Here is a 17,637-nt window from a genome sequence, read left to right as displayed (position 1 = left end):
GTGGGGAGGGGGCGCCATGAGCGACTATTATGATCTGGGCACGTATTCCTGTGCCGTCACCACAGCATCTCCCGAAGCACAGCTTTGGTTCGATCGCGGATTGGTCTGGACGTATGGCTACAACCACGACGAAGCGGTCACGTGCTTTCAGAAAGCTGCCGAAATTGACCCGGATTGCGCCATGGCCCATTGGGGCGTCGCCTATGCAGCAGGCCCAAACTATAACCTGCCGTGGGAATTGCGGGACGATCAGGGCCGGGCCAAATCACTGGCCATCGCCTATGATGCAACACAGAAGGCGCTGTCGCTGCTCGACGGGTGCACAGCGGTTGAGCAAGCGTTGATCCGCGCCCTACCCGCCCGATACCCTCAGCGTGACCCCACCGAAAACATGCACCAGTGGGACTATGACTATGCGGACGCCATGCGCGCCGCATTTGCCGAACAGCCTGATGATCTGGACCTGCGCACGATCCATGTTGAGGCGCTGATGAACCTCACCCCGTGGCAGATGTGGGACCTGAAAACGGGCCAACCGGCCGAGGGTGCCGCGACCCTTGAAGCGCAAGACGCTTTGGAGACCGCTATGGTCAATGACCCGGCGTCGATGTCTCATCCCGGTCTACTTCACCTATATGTGCACCTGATGGAGATGTCGCCGACGCCAGAAAAGGCGCTGCAGGCCGGAGACATCCTGCGTACACTCGTACCCGATGCCGGTCACCTGGTGCATATGCCGACCCATATCGACGTGCTGTGCGGCCACTATCACAACGTTGCCTACTGGAACGAAAAGGCTACCGAGGCCGATCTGAAATATTATGAGCGTGAAGGCGCGTTCAACATCTACACAGGCTATCGTCAGCACAACTATCACTTCACTATCTATGGCGCGCTGTTCCTCGGTCAGATGGAACCAGCCCTGCGTGCCAATCAGGGCCTGTGGAATACCACCCCCGAAGATATGCTTCGGATCGAAAGCCCGCCGATGGCGGATTATTTTGAAAGCTACATGTCCATGGGCCCGCATATCCTGATCCGCTTTGGCCGCTGGGAAGAGGCCAAGGCACTGAAGTTGCCAGACGACCCTGATCTCTATCGCACTCTGACGGCAACAACTCATTATGCTCGCGCCATCGCACATGCGGCCACTGATGAGGTGGCGCAGGCCGAGGCCGAAGAGCAGTTGTTCCTTGCCGCAAAAACCTGCGTGCCCGAGACGCGCCGCCTGCACAACAATCGTGTCATCGACCTTCTGGAGATCGCAGCGGAAATGCTGCGCGGAGAAATCGAGTATCGCAAAGGCAACTACGAGATTGCCTATGCACATCTACGCCGCTCGGTCGAGTTGGATGACACGCTGCCCTATGACGAGCCATGGGGTTGGATGCAACCAACACGCCATGCGCTTGGTGCGTTGTTGTTCGAACAAGGGCATGTGAACGAGGCCGAGGCAGTCTATCGTGAAGATCTAGGCTTGGGTGGCACGCTCAGCCGCGCCTCGATCCACCCTGACAATGTCTGGAGTTTGAAGGGTTTGCATGATTGCCTGAAAGCACGCGGCGAGACAGTAGAAATCCGCCAAATCAAGCAACGCCTTGATCTTGCCTTGGCGCGCGCGGACCGCACCGTCGGCGCGTCATGCTTCTGTGCCCAAGCCGCCATGAGGGCTGCGGAATGAAGCTATTCCTTTTGGTGGCAGGCCTGCTGCTTGCCACTCCAGCGCTGGCACAGCGCCAGACCTTTCCACCTATCGACGAGGCAGGTCAAAATCCATCACTGGTCGCATTCCGAGCTGACTTGCTGGCGAAAATCGAGGCACGCGATACTGATGCAGTTGTCGCCGCCGCTTGTCCCGACATCTATCTCAGTCACGGTACAGCAGGTGGACCGGAAGAGTTTCGCACCAACTTGACTGTGCCTCCGGAAACGCTTGGTGAAGAATTTAAGGACGAGGCTGCGGAGCTACGTGATTTTTACTGGTCGCAATTGCAGCAAACGGTTTCCCAACCGGGATATTTTGACGATCAGGGTGAATTCTGGATGCCGCACTATTGGCGGATCATTCTTCCCGCTACAGTGGACCCTTTCACCGCCTTCTACGTTTCGGGCGAAAGCATCACACTGCGTCAGGCACCGTCTCGTGGCGCGCCCATCCTCGCGCTGATCAGTCATGAAATCGTGATCGTCCCTGACTATCAACCTGATGGGGAATACCAGAAAATCAGACTGACCGATGGGACATCGGGCTACTTACTCAGCGATTTTCTGACATCGATGGTTGGCTACCGCGCTGCGTTTGTTAAATCCGATACGGGCGACTGGCAAATCTGCACTTTTGTGACGGGGGACTAGGCTTTCGCCTTTTTCTTCACAGCCACGACCTTTTCGGCCAGATCACGGGCGATGGCAAACGCACCTTTGATCTTGTCGCTGTCCTTCTTCCAGTCGCGCCGCACAACGATCTTGTTGTCCTTGACCTTGGCCAGCCCGCGTTGGTTCTGAATGAACTCGACCAGCCCCTCGGGTGAGGCGAACTTATCATTGTGGAACTGTATCGTTGCGCCCTTTGGCCCGCCGTCCAGCTTGGCGATCCCGGCGCGTTTGCACATCGCCTTGATGCGCACGACAAGCATCAGGGTATTCACCTCTTTCGGCAGGCTGCCGAAGCGATCGATCAGTTCGGCGGCAAAGCCCTCTAGTTCCACTTTCGTCGACAGTGACGACAGGCGGCGGTAGAGGCCCAGACGCACGTCCAGATCGGGCACATAATCCTCGGGGATCAGAACCGGGACACCCAGATTGATCTGCGGCGCCCATTGGTCATCGGCATCCGACAGCCCCTCCATCTCGCCGGCTTTGATCTTGGCAATCGCCTCTTCCAGCATCGATTGGTAGAGTTCGTAGCCCACATCACGCATCTGGCCGGACTGTTCCTCACCCAGCAGGTTGCCCGCACCACGAATGTCGAGGTCTTGCGAAGCCAGTGTGAACCCGGCCCCGAGCGTATCCAGCGAGCCCAGAACCCGCAACCGTTTCTCAGCCGTCGCCGTCAGGCGCTGGCGCGGTTTGGTGGTCAGATAGGCATAGGCGCGGGTTTTTGAGCGCCCCACCCGCCCCCGGATCTGATAGAGCTGCGCTAGGCCAAACATATCCGCCCGATGCACGACCATCGTGTTGGCAGTCGGGATATCCAGCCCGCTTTCGACAATCGTGGTGGCTAGCAGCACATCATACTTGCCGTCATAGAACGCGTTCATGCGGTCATCGAGCTCACCTGCAGCCATCTGCCCGTGGGCGACCACATAAGTGAGTTCTGGCAACTGTTCCTTCAGGAATTCTTCGATCTCGGGCAGGTCCGAGATGCGCGGCACGACGTAAAAGCTCTGCCCGCCACGATAGTGTTCACGCAGCAGCGCCTCGCGGATCGTCACCGCGTCAAACTCGCTCACATAAGTACGGATCGCCAGGCGGTCGATGGGCGGTGTGCCGATAATCGACAGGTCCCTCACCCCGGTCAGAGACAGCTGTAATGTCCTAGGGATCGGCGTGGCGGTCAGGGTCAGGACGTGTACATCAGAACGGAGTTGTTTCAGCCGTTCCTTGTGGACCACACCGAAATGCTGCTCCTCGTCGATGATAAGCAGACCCAGATTATTGAACCGTATCCCTTTCGCCAGCAACGCATGGGTGCCGATCACGATATCTACAGTGCCTCGCGCCAACCCATCGCGGGTTTGCTGCGCCTCTTTGGCCGAGACAAAGCGCGACAGTTGCCGGACTTCAAGTGGGAAACCCCGGAAGCGTTCCTTGAAGGACGCCGCGTGTTGCCGCGCGAGCAACGTGGTCGGTGCCACAATGGCAACCTGTACGCCCGACATCGCGGCGACAAAGGCTGCGCGCATGGCGACCTCGGTCTTGCCAAAGCCTACATCCCCACAGATCAGGCGATCCATCGGCGCGCCGGAATGCATATCCTCCATCACTTCGGAGATGGCGCGCAACTGATCGTCGGTCTCCTGATATGGGAAACGCGCGCTGAACTCTTCCCATGCATGCGGCGGTGGGTCCATGACAGGAGCTTTCCGCAGGGCTCGTTCGGCGGCGATGCGGATCAGCTTGTCCGCCATTTCGCGGATGCGCTCTTTCAGCTTGGCCTTCTTGGCCTGCCAAGCGCCACCGCCCAAACGATCAAGCAGCCCTTCGTCATGGCCATATTTCGAAAGCAGTTCGATGTTTTCGACCGGCAGGTAGAGTTTGGACTGTTCAGCATATTCCAGCAGCAGGCATTCATGGGCGGCCCCAGCAGCCGTAACGACCTCCATCCCCTGATACCGCCCGATCCCGTGGTCAACATGCACCACCAGATCACCGGGCGACAGCGACTGCGTTTCAGTCAGGAAGTTCTCGGCCTTGCGGCGTTTTTTGGGTTGGCGGATCAGACGGTCGCCCAGAACGTCCTGTTCCGAGATCACAGTCAGATTGGGCGCTTCAAACCCGTGTTCCAACGCCCAAACCGCAAGATGCAGGCCGCGCTTTCCAACCCGGGTTCCGTCGGTCACCGGGATCGCCTCGGCCAGGCCTTCATCTTCGATCAAGCCGGTCAGTCGTTCACGAGCGCCTTCGGAGTAAGAGGCAATGAGGACCGGCCCCTTGTCCATCTTTTCGGTGATATGCGCCGCCAGAGCGCCAAACAGGCTGATGCTTTCCTGCTGACGTTCGGGTGCAAAGTTGCGCCCGATCCGTCCGCCTGCATCGATCACGCCCGGACCACTCGCCTGCGGCAGCGGGCTGAACTGCAAAACGCGACGATCGCCCACTGCATCTTCCCATGCAGCATCGTCCATATAGTGCAGACCGGGAGGCGTCGGTTTATAAACCGTATCCATGCGCGAGCGGTTTTCCAAAGCGAGCTTTCGCGTCTCATACTGATCCGCAATCGTATCCCAGCGCGCCAGCCGAGCAGGCGTGACCTGATCGTCAAGCGAGATTGAGGCCCCTGGAAGATAATCGAACAGCGTTTCCAGTTTTTCATGGAAAAACGGCAACCAATGCTCAATCCCCTGGTGCTTGCGACCTGCGCTGACAGCTTCGTATAAGGGATCATCCGTACCCGCCGCGCCGAATTCGATGCGATAGTTCTGACGGAATCGGGTGATGGCGGCTTCGTCCAGTATAACCTCGGACACCGGGGCAAGCTCGACCACATCAAGTTTTTCAGTCGTTCGCTGCGAGACAGGATCAAACCGGCGTGCACCATCCAGAACATCCCCGAACAAGTCCAGCCGCACGGGACCGCTCTCACCGGGTGGGAAGATGTCGATGATACCGCCTCGGATAGCGTAGTCTCCGGGCTCCATCACCGTGGGGCTTTGGGTAAAGCCCATCCGCACCAGAAAGTTGCGTAGGGCATCTTCGTCTATGCGCTGATCTACGCGAGCGGTGAATGCGGCCTCTCGCAACACTGCACGCGCGGGTACCCGTTGGGTCGCGGCATTGAGCGTGGTAAGCAGCACGAACCGCTGCGGCATCTGATGCACCAAAGCAGCCAATGTTGCCACGCGGGCAGCAGAAATGTCGGCGTTGGGCGACACCCGATCATAGGGCAAGCAGTCCCATCCGGGGAATACAAATACGGGCATGTCCGGCGCAAAAAATGCCAACGCTGCCCGCATCGCCTCCATCCGTTTGTCATCGCGGGCGATATGACAGACTGGACCGCCCGAGCGCGCGATCTCATTCAGCACAAGCTGTGCATCAAACCCCTCGGGGCCGCCGCCGACTGTTACGTGGTTCGGAGCCGTCATTACCTTGCCTTTCAGGGGCTACTAACCCAGGACACCAATCGAAATGTTCTGATACATTCCCCAGAACGCAGTGATCAAGATCGAGAACATACCAATGATCTGAGTAAAGGTCCGACTGCGCGTCAGCGTTTTGGAAACGTTTTCTACGGTCGCTTCTTGAGTCTGCAATCGACGCGCTGCCGCAATACTGATCATCATGACAAAACACATCGGGAGCAGAAGCAGAAATACGGCCTGTGCGAATTCCACGTCGTAGAAGAATCCCAACGTTGCAAGGCCTGTCAAAACAAAACAGCAAATTGCCATCAATACCAGACCCGAGGTTTCGACGATGTACAACACTCTGTTCGAGTTGATCCGCGCGACATCCAGAAGGTCTTGTTCTGATTGACCACCTACACGACGGGCGCGCATCACCAGATCATAGGGCACCCCCATCGTCCAGTGGCTGGCAGATGACCAAAGAACGGCCAGACCGATCCAGTACCACAGATTCGAAAAACTCCGCATGTCGATGAGTTCGAAAATCGAAGAGTATATGTCCAAGCGTCTGCCCTTTGTTCAACGTCCGCAGGGACCGTCATCGCAGCGATGCGTCCATTGTTACCCTTGAGACCACCGGGAATTCATGCCACCCAATGCGCAATTGTTCAAGGAGAGTGCGCCATGAAACCGACTATCGCCCCATATCCCCGGACCCGTTTCCGCCGGGCCCGCCAATCCGAGGCGATCCGGGGTCTGGTGCGCGAGAACACCTTGACCGTGAATGACTTTATCTGGCCTATTTTTGTGCACGACGGTGAAAATATCGAAGAACCCGTCCCGTCGATGCCCGGGGTCGTGCGACGCTCGGTCGACCTGATCGCCAAAGCCGCGGTTGAAGCGCAAGCCCTTGGTATTCCTGCAATATGTATTTTCCCGTACACCGATCCGAGCCTGAAAACCGAAGATTGTGCCGAGGCCTGGAACCCCGACAACCTGTCCAACCGCGCCATTCGTGCGATCAAGACCGCTGCGCCCGAAATCGCGGTGATGACGGATGTGGCCCTGGACCCCTACAACATCAACGGCCATGACGGCTATGTGGTCGATGGCGAGATTGTGAATGACCAGACTGTTGAGGCGCTGGTGAAAATGTCGCTGGCGCAGGCCGAAGCCGGAGCTGACATCATCGGCCCGTCCGACATGATGGATGGCCGTATCGGCGCCATGCGCAGTGCACTTGAGTCGGCTGGTCACCACAATATCATGATCCTGAGTTATGCCGCCAAATATGCCAGCGCTTTCTACGGCCCTTTCCGCGACGCCGTTGGGGCATCAGGCGCTCTGACCGGTGACAAGAAGACCTATCAGATGGACCCTGCCAACTCGGACGAGGCCCTCCGTCTGATCGAGCGTGACCTGACCGAGGGTGCAGATATGGTCATGATCAAACCGGGGATGCCATACTTGGATATCTGCCGACGGGTCAAAGACAGCTTCGGTGCGCCGACCTATGCCTATCAGGTGTCTGGCGAATACGCGATGATCCAAGCCGCTGCACAAAACGGTTGGATCGACGGCGAAAAGGTGATGCTGGAAAGCCTACTGGCCTTCAAGCGCGCAGGGTGTGACGGCATTCTGACCTATTTTGCACCCGAAGCCGCGCGCATCCTGCAGGGCTAACACTTCAGATTGTCGCAATTTTTCGCCGATTTGCTGCGTGCGCAGCACAGCTTTCCCGTGACAGGCCGGTGCAATCGGCGTATTCTTGCAGACAAGATCGGGAACACCCGACATATCAGGCACATACACAGAGACAGAGAAACATGAGCAGTTCAAACTCCCCCCGACTTAGCCGTCGCGGTTTTGCTTTTGGCATGGCCGGACTGACGCTGACCGCCGCCTGCGGCAACGGCGTTGGCAACTCCAACGCAGTCACACTCGACGCGCGCGTCGACGCGACGCTGAACGAGATGTACAGCAAGTATCCCAACACCGTTGAGATTGCCAACAAGGCCAACGGAATGTTGGTCATGCCACTGATTACAGATGCCGGATTTATCTTTGGTGGCGCCTATGGTCAGGGTGCACTGCGTATTCAGGGCGCGACGGTCGACTATTATTCCGCCATCTCCGGTACTGCGGGTCTGCAGATCGGCGCACAGCAATATGCGCATGTTCTGTTCTTTATGACCGAAGAGGCCTTGAACGATTTCCGCCGCTCCAGCGGTTGGACGGCCGGTGCAGATATCGGATACGTCGTCGACGCGACCGGAGAATCCTTGTCGACCGACACCACTCAGTTGCGCAAACCCGTGCTGGCCGCAGTCTTTGGACAGGCGGGTCTGAAGTTCGGCGCGACGGTCGAAGGCACCAAATATACGCGCATCATCCCCTAAGACCCAAGATACCACCCTCCCCCCTCTGACGAGCCCCGCTACATCTTGTGGCGGGGCTCCGTGTTTTCGCGGTTTTCCACAAATTCCAGTGGCATTCCTCTTTCGGTCGGGCGGAGGTTCCAGTAACCTTGGCGCAAATGACCGCATAGAATTCTCGGGGGACAGATGGGCCTGGTTTTTCGCTGGCTGGTGAGACTTACGACAGGCCTGATCCTGCTGGCAATCGCTGCTGTGGGGTTGGTCTACTTTCTGGCCAGCCAATCCCTGCCTGATTACAATCAAACCCTTGAAGTTGAAGGAATAACTGCCCCTGTCGAGATCGTTCGCGACACTGCAAATGTGCCGCATATACTGGGCCAGTCCGACCCGGACGTGTTCTTTGGTCTGGGCTATGCCCATGCACAAGACAGGCTGTGGCAGATGACCATTCTGCGTCGGACTGCACAGGGCCGCTTGTCCGAAGTGTTCGGCCAGCGCACGGTAGCCATCGACAAATTACTTCGCCGTTTCGATCTTTACGGACTCGCCCATCGGTCAGTCGAGTTTCAGGACGACTATACCAAGGCCGCGCTTCGCGCTTATTCAGCAGGGATCAACGCCCGGCTTACCGAGATCAACGAACAGGCGCTTGGACGTGGCGCCCCCGAGATGTTCCTGTTCAACACCCCCGTTCCCCCATGGCAGCCGGGCGACAGCGTAGCGATTATCAAGCTGATGAGCCTGCAGCTTTCCGGCCATCTTGCTGATGAAGTGTTGCGCGCACGCACATCGCTGATGCTGGATAATCCCGCACGGCTGGCCGACATTCTGCCCGACGTCCCCGGTCCCGGTATTGCCGCGCTGCCCGAGTATGCTGATCTGTTTCCAGACCTTCCGCGCTATGCCCAAGGCACCCCGATGCCCGACACGCCGCTGTCGCCTTTCCCGCAGCGCGGGCTGGCAGGTGCGTCAAACGCGTGGACCGCCGCGCCGTCCCGCTCGGCCAGCGGTGGCACGTTGCTGGCAAACGATCCGCATCTGGGCCTCACCGCCCCGGGTATCTGGTATCTGGCGCGGCTGGAACTGGCCAAAGGCGGCGTTATCGGTGCAACGATTCCAGGCGTACCGGCAATCTCAGCCGGACGGAGTGAGCGCCTGGGCTGGGGCCTTACCTCCTCCTATCTGGACGATCAGGACGTTCACATCGAACAACTGAACCCCGACAATCCCGAAGAATACCTTACCCCAGACGGCTACAAACGCTTTCAGACCCGCCCTTCGATTATCGAGATCAAAGACGCCGCCCCAATCACCCTGACCCTGCGCTGGACCGAGAATGGCCCGGTTCTGCCGGGCACGCATTATGATCTGGAAACCATCACACCACCGGGCCATGTCGCGTCTCTGTCGTGGAGCGCGCTAAGCCCCCGCGATACATCCATGAGCGCCTCTTTGGCGCTGATGAATGCCGATTCAGTTCGAGACGCCATCGACGCGGTCGAGGACTATATTGCCCCTTCGCAAAACTTGTCGCTTGTCGATAAAGACACGATCGGCATGAAACTGGTCGGCGCAATGCCCCGGCGCGATCTGAACAATCAAAGCCGAGGCCGCATTCCCACCCCCGGCTGGCTGGAACGGAACCGTTGGCAGGGCCGCCTGCCCTATTCAGACAATCCTGAATTCGTGGCCCCGGTCGGCGGAGTTCTGGGTAACACAAACAACAAGATTATCGACCGGCCGTTCCCGCGCCATGTGTCGTACGAGTGGGGCGACACCCAGCGGGTCAATCGCTGGGAACGCCTGATGCAATCGCGCGAGGTACATACGCGTGACAGTTTTATCGAAGCGCAGTTGGACACGGTTAGCTTTACAGCGCGATCACTGCTTCCTCTGATCGGCGCCGACCTCTGGTTTACCGGTGAGTCGGCACCCGAAGGCACGCCCGAACGGCAGCGTCAGATCGCGCTGGATCTGCTGGCCAACTGGAACGGTGAGATGAACGAGCATCTGCCGGAACCCCTGATCTACGCCGCATGGTTGCGCGCGCTGCAAATCCGCCTGATCTCGGACGAACTTGGTCCGCTGGCTGCCGAATACAAGCATGTCGAGCCGCTGTTTATCGAACGGGTGTATCGCGATATCGACGGTGCCTCGGTCTGGTGCGATGTTCTTCAGAGCGCGCCCGTTGAAAACTGCACCGACATGGCACGACTGGCCCTGGATGACGCGATCATTTGGATTTCCGAGCGCTATGGCCCCGCACTCGAATCTTTACGCTGGGGCGATGCGCATCAGGCCACCCAGGACCACCCTGCGCTGGGCCAGGTTCCGGTGCTGCGGTTTTTCGTCAACATCCGCCAATCCACCAGCGGTGGCGATAACACCTTGCTGCGCGGGCGCACGTCAGGCGAAGGACCGGACCCGTTCCAGAATGTGCATGGCGCTGGTTATCGTGGCGTCTACGATTTTGCGGACCCCGATAGTTCGGTTTTCATCACCGCAACTGGCCAGTCAGGCCATTTCCTATCCCGCTATTATGACGATCAGGCCCAACTATGGCGGCGCGGAGAATACATCCCCATGTCGCTGGATATCGGGCTTGCCCGTGCAGCGGCAGTTGGTGTGACCGTCCTGAACCCGCGCTGATCTGATCGGCAAATCCCCGCCCCTTTTTGAACCTCGCGTGGCGCACCCCTTCGTTATCGCCTAAACTCGTCTGGCCGTCGCATTGCACGAAGGGGGAAAATGCATGGGCAGCTTTCGAGACACCTTAAACAATCTCGCACGCGATTATGCCATCGCCTGGAGCTCGGGCGATCCCGACTTGGTCGCCAGTTTTTTCGCCCCCGAAGGTCAGATCAGCATTAATCGCGGTGAGCCCCTGCGCGGCCATGCCGCAATCGCCGAAATGGCCCGCGGGTTCTATGCAGAATTCCCCGATCTTGAGGTGCGTTGCGATATGATGCGTTGGGCCGGAGGGCATGCCATTTTTGTCTGGACCCTCGAAGGCCATCACGCCGAGACCGGCAACCGTGTCGTTACACGCGGCTGGGAAGAGTGGGAACTTTCAAAGGACAACAAGGTGCTATCATCGCTTGGGTGGTTCGATGCAGAGGATTACCAGCGCCAGATAGACGGTACCTAGAACGCCGCGAAGCGGGACGCCTGCTTGTCAGTCCAGAGCACCGTGATCTCGAACCCCTCTTCGGTCTGATCTTCAGACCTGACCACATCCTGACGATAGAGCCACGCGCGTTTGTCACCATCGGCAAAGCCCAGTTTCAGGATAGTCTCATGCCGCGCACCCTGCAGGATCGTGGCGATTTCAGACAGCAGCGGATCAACACCTTCGCCCGTTACGGCCGATATGGCAAAGATCTCCGGATCACGCTCGGCCCGGGCAAGCGCGGCTTCGCGGTCTTCCGGGCTCAGCAGATCGATCTTGTTCCAAACCTCCAACCGGGGGCGACTGTCCTCAACACCCAAAGAGTTCAGGATCGCCTCAACATCCCGTGCCTGTGCCTCGGTTTCTTCGTGGCTGATATCGCGGACATGCACGACCAGATCAGCCCCCAGAACCTCTTCCAGCGTGGCGCGGAAGGCAGCAACCAGTTCCGTGGGCAGGTTCGAGATGAAACCCACGGTATCGGACAGGATCACCTCGGGGCCATCCGGCAGCTCAACCCGTCGCATAGTTGGGTCCAACGTGGCGAACAGCATGTCTTTTGCCATCACCTCGGCCCCGGTTAGGCTGTTGAACAGCGTGGATTTCCCGGCGTTTGTATAGCCAACAAGTGCAACAATCGGGTATGGAACCTTCGCGCGCGCTGCGCGGTGTAAGGTGCGGGTCTTCACCACTTTTTGCAATTGTCGGCGCAGGCGGACCAGTTGTTCATCAATAGCACGCCGGTCGGCCTCGATCTGAGTTTCACCGGGACCACCCACAAACCCAAGTCCACCGCGCTGACGTTCCAGGTGGGTCCAGGCCCGAACCAGTCGCGTACGCTGATAGCTAAGCGCGGCCATCTCAACTTGCAGCACACCTTCACGGGTACGCGCACGGTCGCTGAATATTTCCAGAATCAAACCGGTCCGGTCGAGGATTTTGACCTTCCACGCTTTTTCCAGATTGCGCTGCTGAACCGGAGTCACTGGCCCGTCGATCAGAACCAGCTCGATCTCATTGTCGTGGAGGCGTTCGGCCAGTTCCTCGATCTTGCCGCTGCCGAACAGAAAACCAGCCTGCGCGCGCGGTAGGCGCACTATTTCGGAACCGACCACATCCAGATCGGGCAAAGCGGCAGCCAATGCCACCGCCTCTTCCAGCGCTGGTTCGGGGACACGGCGCTGTTCATCTGATTTGATTTCGGGATGCAGCACCCAAGCCCGGGTGCGCGCCCTCTCATGTTCCATCAAGAGGCGTCTTCGCCCTCATAAAGGTTGATCGGCTGTGACGGCATGATGGTCGAAATCGCATGCTTGTACACCAACTGCGACTGTCCGTCGCGGCGCAGCAGTACGCAGAAGTTGTCGAACCAGGTGATTACACCCTGCAATTTCACACCGTTGATCAGGAATATTGTGACCGGGACCTTTGCTTTCCGTACATTGTTCAGGAACGCGTCCTGCAGATTCTGTCTGTCCGAAGCCATATTTTGTTATCTCGCCATTGTTCTTGCTACGCGCTGCGGACCAACGCGCTCCCTCCGGCAGAGTATGGAGTGCCGCGCACAGATATTCCAGATGAAAAATCAGGCAGTAACACCAGGTGCCTGACGCAGGGTCAATCGCGCCACAGCGTTGGCGTAATCAGTGCCACGATCGCCAGAGTTTCCAACCGCCCGATCACCATCGCCGCGCAGACCGTCAACTTGGCCCCGCTGGAAAGATCAATCAGACGTATGGGCACATCCGTTGCCAATTCTATCAACGGCCCCGTGGTGCTGAGTGCGGCAACGCTGAGCAGCATGGCCTGTTCAAAACCTACGCCCATGACGGCCAGCAACAAATCGAACAAGGCCAACGTCAGGGCGAACATCATCAGGAAGATCCAGGCGATGAAGGCACCGTCGCTTTGAATGCGGCGGTTGCCGCCACCCTCTCCACTGACCGAAGAAGGATAGATCAGTCGGTCAATCTCGCGCTTGCCATTCAGATAGAGCGCAAAAACCCGCAACAGCTTTACCCCACCCGCAGTCGTCGCCACGCCTCCTCCGACCAGGGCTAGCCCCATCAGAATCAGGCCCGGTGTGCTCAAGCCCGACAATTGCTGCGCGTCGTTCCAGTTGGCGCTTTCAAATCCGGCCGTGGTCAGAAACGACATCGCCGTAAACATGAACCCCCAAAAAACGCCAAGTGCTTGCCGCACTTCGACGGCAATGTTCAGTTCGGCCGTTCCAGCCAAAAACCGGATGAACAGCAGCACAGCGACCGCCAGCACGATGAAGATGCCAATCCGAAATTCTGGGTCTTTGTCCAGCCGCGAATACCCTGAGGTCGCTGTATCGGTCGAAAAGGTCAGCCGCGACAGGGCAAAGAACAGGAAAAGGAACAGGATCGCCTCGCCAGTGATTCCTGCGGTCGATCCTTCCAATCCACCGACAGGTGATATGCCGGAAGTCGCAATCACTGACATCGCGTGGCTCACGGCAGTAAGCCCTTGCTCACCTGCGATCAACAGCAGGATCCAGATCACAGCTGTCAAACCCGCATATACGGGTGTCAATGTGCGCGACACGCGGATCAGATGGCCGCGTGGATCGGACTTCTCGCTCTGTGCCACGCCCGAGACGGGACGCCCCGGTTGCCCCCGGGCTGTGACTTCGAAACCGCCCAACGACAAGGGCGCCAGAATCGCGGCCGCCGAGATCCACATCAGCAATCCGCCCATCCAACCGACCAACGCGCGCCATAAGTGCAACGGCGCCGAAAGGCGTGCGGGATCGGGGAACAGATCAGCGCCGGTTGTGGTCAGCGCGCTGACCATATCGAAATAGGCGTTCAGGAAGCTGGTTGTCCCCAGCGCATCATGAAACGGAATAGCAAGAAATATCGGCAGTACGGTAAAGGCGGCCAGCAGAACCGCCAATTGACCAAGCGTTCCCCGCCGTGGTCGTCGGTTCGACATGGCCAGAGCTATGATCGACACCGCAAAAACACCCAGCAATCCGGAATAGAAGAATGACCGTGAGGTGGCGTGATCATCCAGCGCCAGCGCATAAACTGCGGGTATCCACATTGCCAGCGACACGATACCCCAGATCATCAGCAGCAGCGGCAATCGCCGCAATACTCCGATCCGTTGCTGTCCGCGTGCCTGCAACATCAGAAGAAATCGATTGAAACCTGCATCAGACGCTCAACCTCGGGCACGTCTTTGGCCATTGCAAAGATCGCCACCACGTCTTTCTCGTCGATGCGCAGGCTGCCGGTCGGGCGCAGAACCTCGTCACCTTTGCGTACTGCGCCGACCAGAACGCCTTCTGGGAAATCGATGTCGCGCAGTTTTTGTCCAGCCATGGGCGAAGTTGATAGCACTTCGGCCTCGATTACCTCGGCCTCGGCATCACCAATGGAATACACTTGACGCACGCGCCCGTGCCGAATGTGACGCAGGATCGAACTGACAGTGGTGGCGCGCGGGTTGATATATGCGTCAATCCCCAGCGGTCCCATCAAAGCGACCATGCTGGGGTCGTTGATCAGGGCGATGGCCAGTGGACAACCCTCTCCCTTGGCGCGTACCGCGGCCAGCATGTTGGTGCGATCGTCATCCGTGACCGCCAACATCGCGTCGGCGCGCTCAATCCCTGCTTCGCTCAGCAAAGATGAATCTAGGCCGTCGCCGTTCAGAACAATCGTACGCTCCAATGCTTCGGCAGCGATTTCGGCGCATTTGCGGTCACGCTCGATAATCTTGGCACGCACCCGGCTTTCGCGCTCTTCCAGTGTGCGGGCCACTTCCAACCCGACATTACCGCCGCCGACGATCACCACACGATCTTGCTTACGCTGAGCCTTGCCGAACACCTCCATCGTACGTTCAACGTCTTTTACGCTAGTGAAGACGTAGCATTCGTCGCCTACAAACAGCTGATCCTCGGATTCCGGCGCAAACAGCGTCCCTTCACGGCGCACACCAACCACAATCGAGCTGAGCGTGGAAAACAGGTCGGTCAATTGTCGCAGCGGTGTGTTGACGATTGGGCAGTCCTCCTCGACCCGAATACCCAGCAGCTGCGCCTTTCCATCCATGAATATCTCGGTATCGAAAGCAGAAGGTGCCGAAAGACGGCGCATCGCTGCGGCGGCAACTTCGCGTTCCGGGCTGATCACTACATCAATGGGCAGATGATCGCGGCGGTAGAGATCGGAATGGATTGCTTCAAGATAGGATTTCGACCGTAAACGCGCGATCTTGCGTTGGATCGAAAAAACCGAATGCGCCATCTGGCAGGTGACCATATTCACCTCATCCGAATGTGTCGCGGCGATGATCATATCGGCGTCCCGCGCCCCTGCCCGATCCAGCACATCCGGATAACTGGCGAAACCGGCGATCCCCTGCACGTCCAGCGTCTCGGTCGCGCGACGTACCAGATCGGGATTGTTGTCGACCACCGTCACATCGTTCAGTTCGCCCGAAAGGTGACGCGCAATCTGCCAGCCGACTTGACCGGCACCGCATATGATGACCTTCATGCTCTTGGCCTTTCTGCCTGAAATCTTTGAATGACAGATGCCCCCAAAGCGGTCAATTGAATTGTCATGCCTCCTAAGCTACGCCAAAGTAAGCATATGAAAACCATTCTGCCTGCCCTGATTTGCCTGCTGACGCTGTCCGCTTGTGGTCCGCTTTCTTTGTATTATCGCGAAGGTGAGAGCGTCTCGCGGATGCAGACCGAGACCACGAACTGCCAGGTGCAGGCGCTCAAGGACGCCCCTGTCGCCAATCAGGTCCGGCAGAGCCCGCCAGTCTATTGGCCCGGGCGCACCTATTGCGATGGCCGAGGACGCTGCTATCGCAACCCCGGATGGTGGGAGCCTGGGCGGGTCTATACCGTCGACGTGAATCAGGGGCTGAGAAACAAGGTCGAGGCGCAGTGCATGGCCCAAAAGGGCTATCGCCCGGTCAGCCTTCCGCCTTGCAAACAAGGTGTCAAATCGCGGGTCACGCCCACGCGCACCACGACGCTCCCGCCGCTGAACAGCGCGTCCTGTTTCGTGAAATTCGACGACGGGTCATTTCAGATCATCACTCCGGGACAAGCCAGCTGATTTGCGACGCCGCGCCAGCAGCAGATGCGCTATGATCGCGATGCTATAGAACGCGGCGACGGCTACAAACATGCCAGCCTCATCGACGCCCAGCAATATCGCCAGCAATACCGGGGTTCCAAGCAGGTTTCCGGCATTGCCCATCTGCGCCATCGCACCATAACTCAGAGCTTGGGCTTCGGTGGTATCGTTTAACTCTGGCACAGCGGCGAAGCTGCCGCCCTGTACAAGCCCGAGCACGGCAAACAAGGCGATACATCCGAACGTAAGGGGCGCCCCCAGAAACAATGCGATGATCGTCGCGATCCCCAGCATAAAGCCCAGATTGACGACGCTGACGCAGGACAGGACGGTCAACAGCAAGGGCACCAGCAGCCATGACAGTACAATCCCTGCCAGGGGCATAAGTGCCGCAATCGATGCGCCCTGCCCTTCGGGCAAACGCCCCGGCAGGATCGCTAAAAGAGAAACAAATGTCAGCGTGTAGAAGAACCAGCCAATTGCCGGGGCCGAAATAAAGGGTGAGCGGTAGGTCCTGATATGCACATCAAGGAAGGCGGAGAGCCCCCACCCGGCACCCTCCGTCTGGCCCATGTTGGTTTTCAGATTGCTAAGCGCGATCAGCGCGGCGATCAGCAGCATCAGACCCCCGTGCATGGCAAAGTATCTGGGCAGTCCGAAACGATCGACGATGGGCAGCCCAACCCAAGCGTTTAATGCGAATGCAACGCCAAAGAATGTACTCCACAGCACCATGGAATTATACCGCGCCCGACCGGATGTGATCTGAGCAATCAGCGTCGGTGCCGCCACCACAATCGCAAGATGGGACAGCCCCTCGATCACCCGGCTGAGCAGCATCAGTTGAAAAACCGGCAAGCTTGCTTGCAGCAAAGATAACGCGCCGCCGAGCACAAGCCCTGATAGCAATAGACGATTTGGCCCAATACGCGCTGTGATCGCTCCGGATATCGCGCCCAAGGCAGCCCCCATTAGACTGATAATGGACAGCAACCAGCCGATCACGGCAGCATTGTCCGGGTACAACAGCCCCACATCAGAAAATGGTACGGCAATCTTTGCAAATTGGGTTGCCGCACCGAGGCCAGCAAACCAGATCAGCATGACCTGCAAGAATGTGCGAAAAGAGTCACTCATGCAGCCGGTCTATCGCGCCTAACCTGCCAGCG

14 protein-coding genes are annotated in these 17,637 nt (G+C 58.3%); 7 read left to right on the top strand and 7 right to left on the bottom strand.

Annotated features, from left to right (window positions below; translation table 11 throughout):
• Positions 1–16 precede the first annotated feature (16 nt).
• Together ACR0DE_RS10525 and ACR0DE_RS10520 are read left to right on the top strand one after the other, a co-directional pair.
• Positions 17–1,681 (top strand): hypothetical protein, encoded by a 1,665-nt coding sequence (locus tag ACR0DE_RS10525; RefSeq protein WP_480753066.1) that lies wholly within the window; start codon positions 17–19, stop codon positions 1,679–1,681.
• Positions 1,678–2,355 carry an SH3 domain-containing protein gene (locus ACR0DE_RS10520; RefSeq protein ID WP_480569916.1) on the top strand — a complete coding sequence of 226 codons (678 nt, stop codon included), beginning with the start codon at positions 1,678–1,680 and terminating at the stop codon, positions 2,353–2,355. The genes ACR0DE_RS10525 and ACR0DE_RS10520 overlap by 4 nt, the downstream gene beginning before the upstream one ends.
• Here the strand turns inward: ACR0DE_RS10520 and mfd are convergent.
• Positions 2,352–5,807, bottom strand: coding sequence for a transcription-repair coupling factor (gene mfd / locus ACR0DE_RS10515; protein ID WP_480753064.1), 3,456 nt, complete (start codon positions 5,805–5,807; stop codon positions 2,352–2,354). The genes ACR0DE_RS10520 and mfd overlap by 4 nt on opposite strands.
• 21 nt (positions 5,808–5,828) lie before the next feature.
• Positions 5,829–6,353: a component of SufBCD complex gene (locus tag ACR0DE_RS10510; RefSeq protein ID WP_170396878.1), complete on the bottom strand. Its 525-nt coding sequence runs from the start codon at positions 6,351–6,353 to the stop codon at positions 5,829–5,831.
• A gap of 120 nt (positions 6,354–6,473) precedes the next feature.
• On the opposite strand from ACR0DE_RS10510, the gene hemB reads away from it, so the two are divergent.
• From hemB to ACR0DE_RS10490, 4 genes are all read left to right on the top strand, one after another.
• The gene (hemB, locus tag ACR0DE_RS10505) at positions 6,474–7,472 is read left to right on the top strand and encodes a porphobilinogen synthase (protein ID WP_480753061.1); all 999 of its coding nucleotides are present in this window, start codon (positions 6,474–6,476) and stop codon (positions 7,470–7,472) included.
• Between the two features lie 143 nt (positions 7,473–7,615).
• Positions 7,616–8,188 carry a lipid-binding SYLF domain-containing protein gene (locus ACR0DE_RS10500; RefSeq protein ID WP_170396874.1) on the top strand — a complete coding sequence of 191 codons (573 nt, stop codon included), beginning with the start codon at positions 7,616–7,618 and terminating at the stop codon, positions 8,186–8,188.
• Between the two features lie 165 nt (positions 8,189–8,353).
• A complete protein-coding gene (locus ACR0DE_RS10495) occupies positions 8,354–10,816 on the top strand; it encodes a penicillin acylase family protein (RefSeq protein WP_480753059.1) in 2,463 nt (820 codons plus the stop codon).
• A gap of 103 nt (positions 10,817–10,919) precedes the next feature.
• Complete coding sequence (locus ACR0DE_RS10490) at positions 10,920–11,315, top strand: nuclear transport factor 2 family protein (protein WP_170567134.1); 396 nt, start codon at positions 10,920–10,922, stop codon at positions 11,313–11,315.
• On the opposite strand, the gene hflX is transcribed toward ACR0DE_RS10490, so the two are convergent.
• From hflX to trkA, 4 genes are all read right to left on the bottom strand, one after another.
• Positions 11,312–12,583, bottom strand: a complete 1,272-nt coding sequence (gene hflX / locus ACR0DE_RS10485) for a GTPase HflX (RefSeq protein ID WP_480753055.1) — start codon at positions 12,581–12,583, stop codon at positions 11,312–11,314. The two genes, ACR0DE_RS10490 and hflX, sit on opposite strands and share 4 nt — an antisense overlap.
• Entirely contained in the window at positions 12,583–12,822 is a 240-nt protein-coding gene (gene hfq, locus ACR0DE_RS10480; RefSeq protein WP_005982826.1) for an RNA chaperone Hfq, read from the bottom strand. Before hfq ends, hflX begins: the two co-directional genes overlap by 1 nt.
• A gap of 131 nt (positions 12,823–12,953) precedes the next feature.
• Positions 12,954–14,495: a TrkH family potassium uptake protein gene (locus ACR0DE_RS10475; RefSeq protein ID WP_170636180.1), complete on the bottom strand. Its 1,542-nt coding sequence runs from the start codon at positions 14,493–14,495 to the stop codon at positions 12,954–12,956.
• The gene (trkA, locus tag ACR0DE_RS10470) at positions 14,495–15,871 is read right to left on the bottom strand and encodes a Trk system potassium transporter TrkA (RefSeq protein WP_170396865.1); all 1,377 of its coding nucleotides are present in this window, start codon (positions 15,869–15,871) and stop codon (positions 14,495–14,497) included. The genes ACR0DE_RS10475 and trkA overlap by 1 nt, the downstream gene beginning before the upstream one ends.
• Positions 15,872–15,967: 96 nt before the next feature.
• Between trkA and ACR0DE_RS10465 the strand changes: the two genes are divergently transcribed.
• The gene (locus tag ACR0DE_RS10465; RefSeq protein WP_170396863.1) at positions 15,968–16,447 is read left to right on the top strand and encodes a hypothetical protein; all 480 of its coding nucleotides are present in this window, start codon (positions 15,968–15,970) and stop codon (positions 16,445–16,447) included.
• Here ACR0DE_RS10465 and ACR0DE_RS10460 read toward each other — a convergent pair.
• On the bottom strand, positions 16,412–17,605 hold the full coding sequence (locus tag ACR0DE_RS10460) for an MFS transporter (RefSeq protein ID WP_480753051.1): 1,194 nt from the start codon (positions 17,603–17,605) through the stop codon (positions 16,412–16,414). The genes ACR0DE_RS10465 and ACR0DE_RS10460 overlap by 36 nt on opposite strands.
• Between the last annotated feature and the right edge of the window lie 32 nt (positions 17,606–17,637).

This window comes from Ruegeria sp. C10 (assembly GCF_056537805.1).
This window is presented reverse-complemented; position numbering and strand designations above follow the sequence as displayed.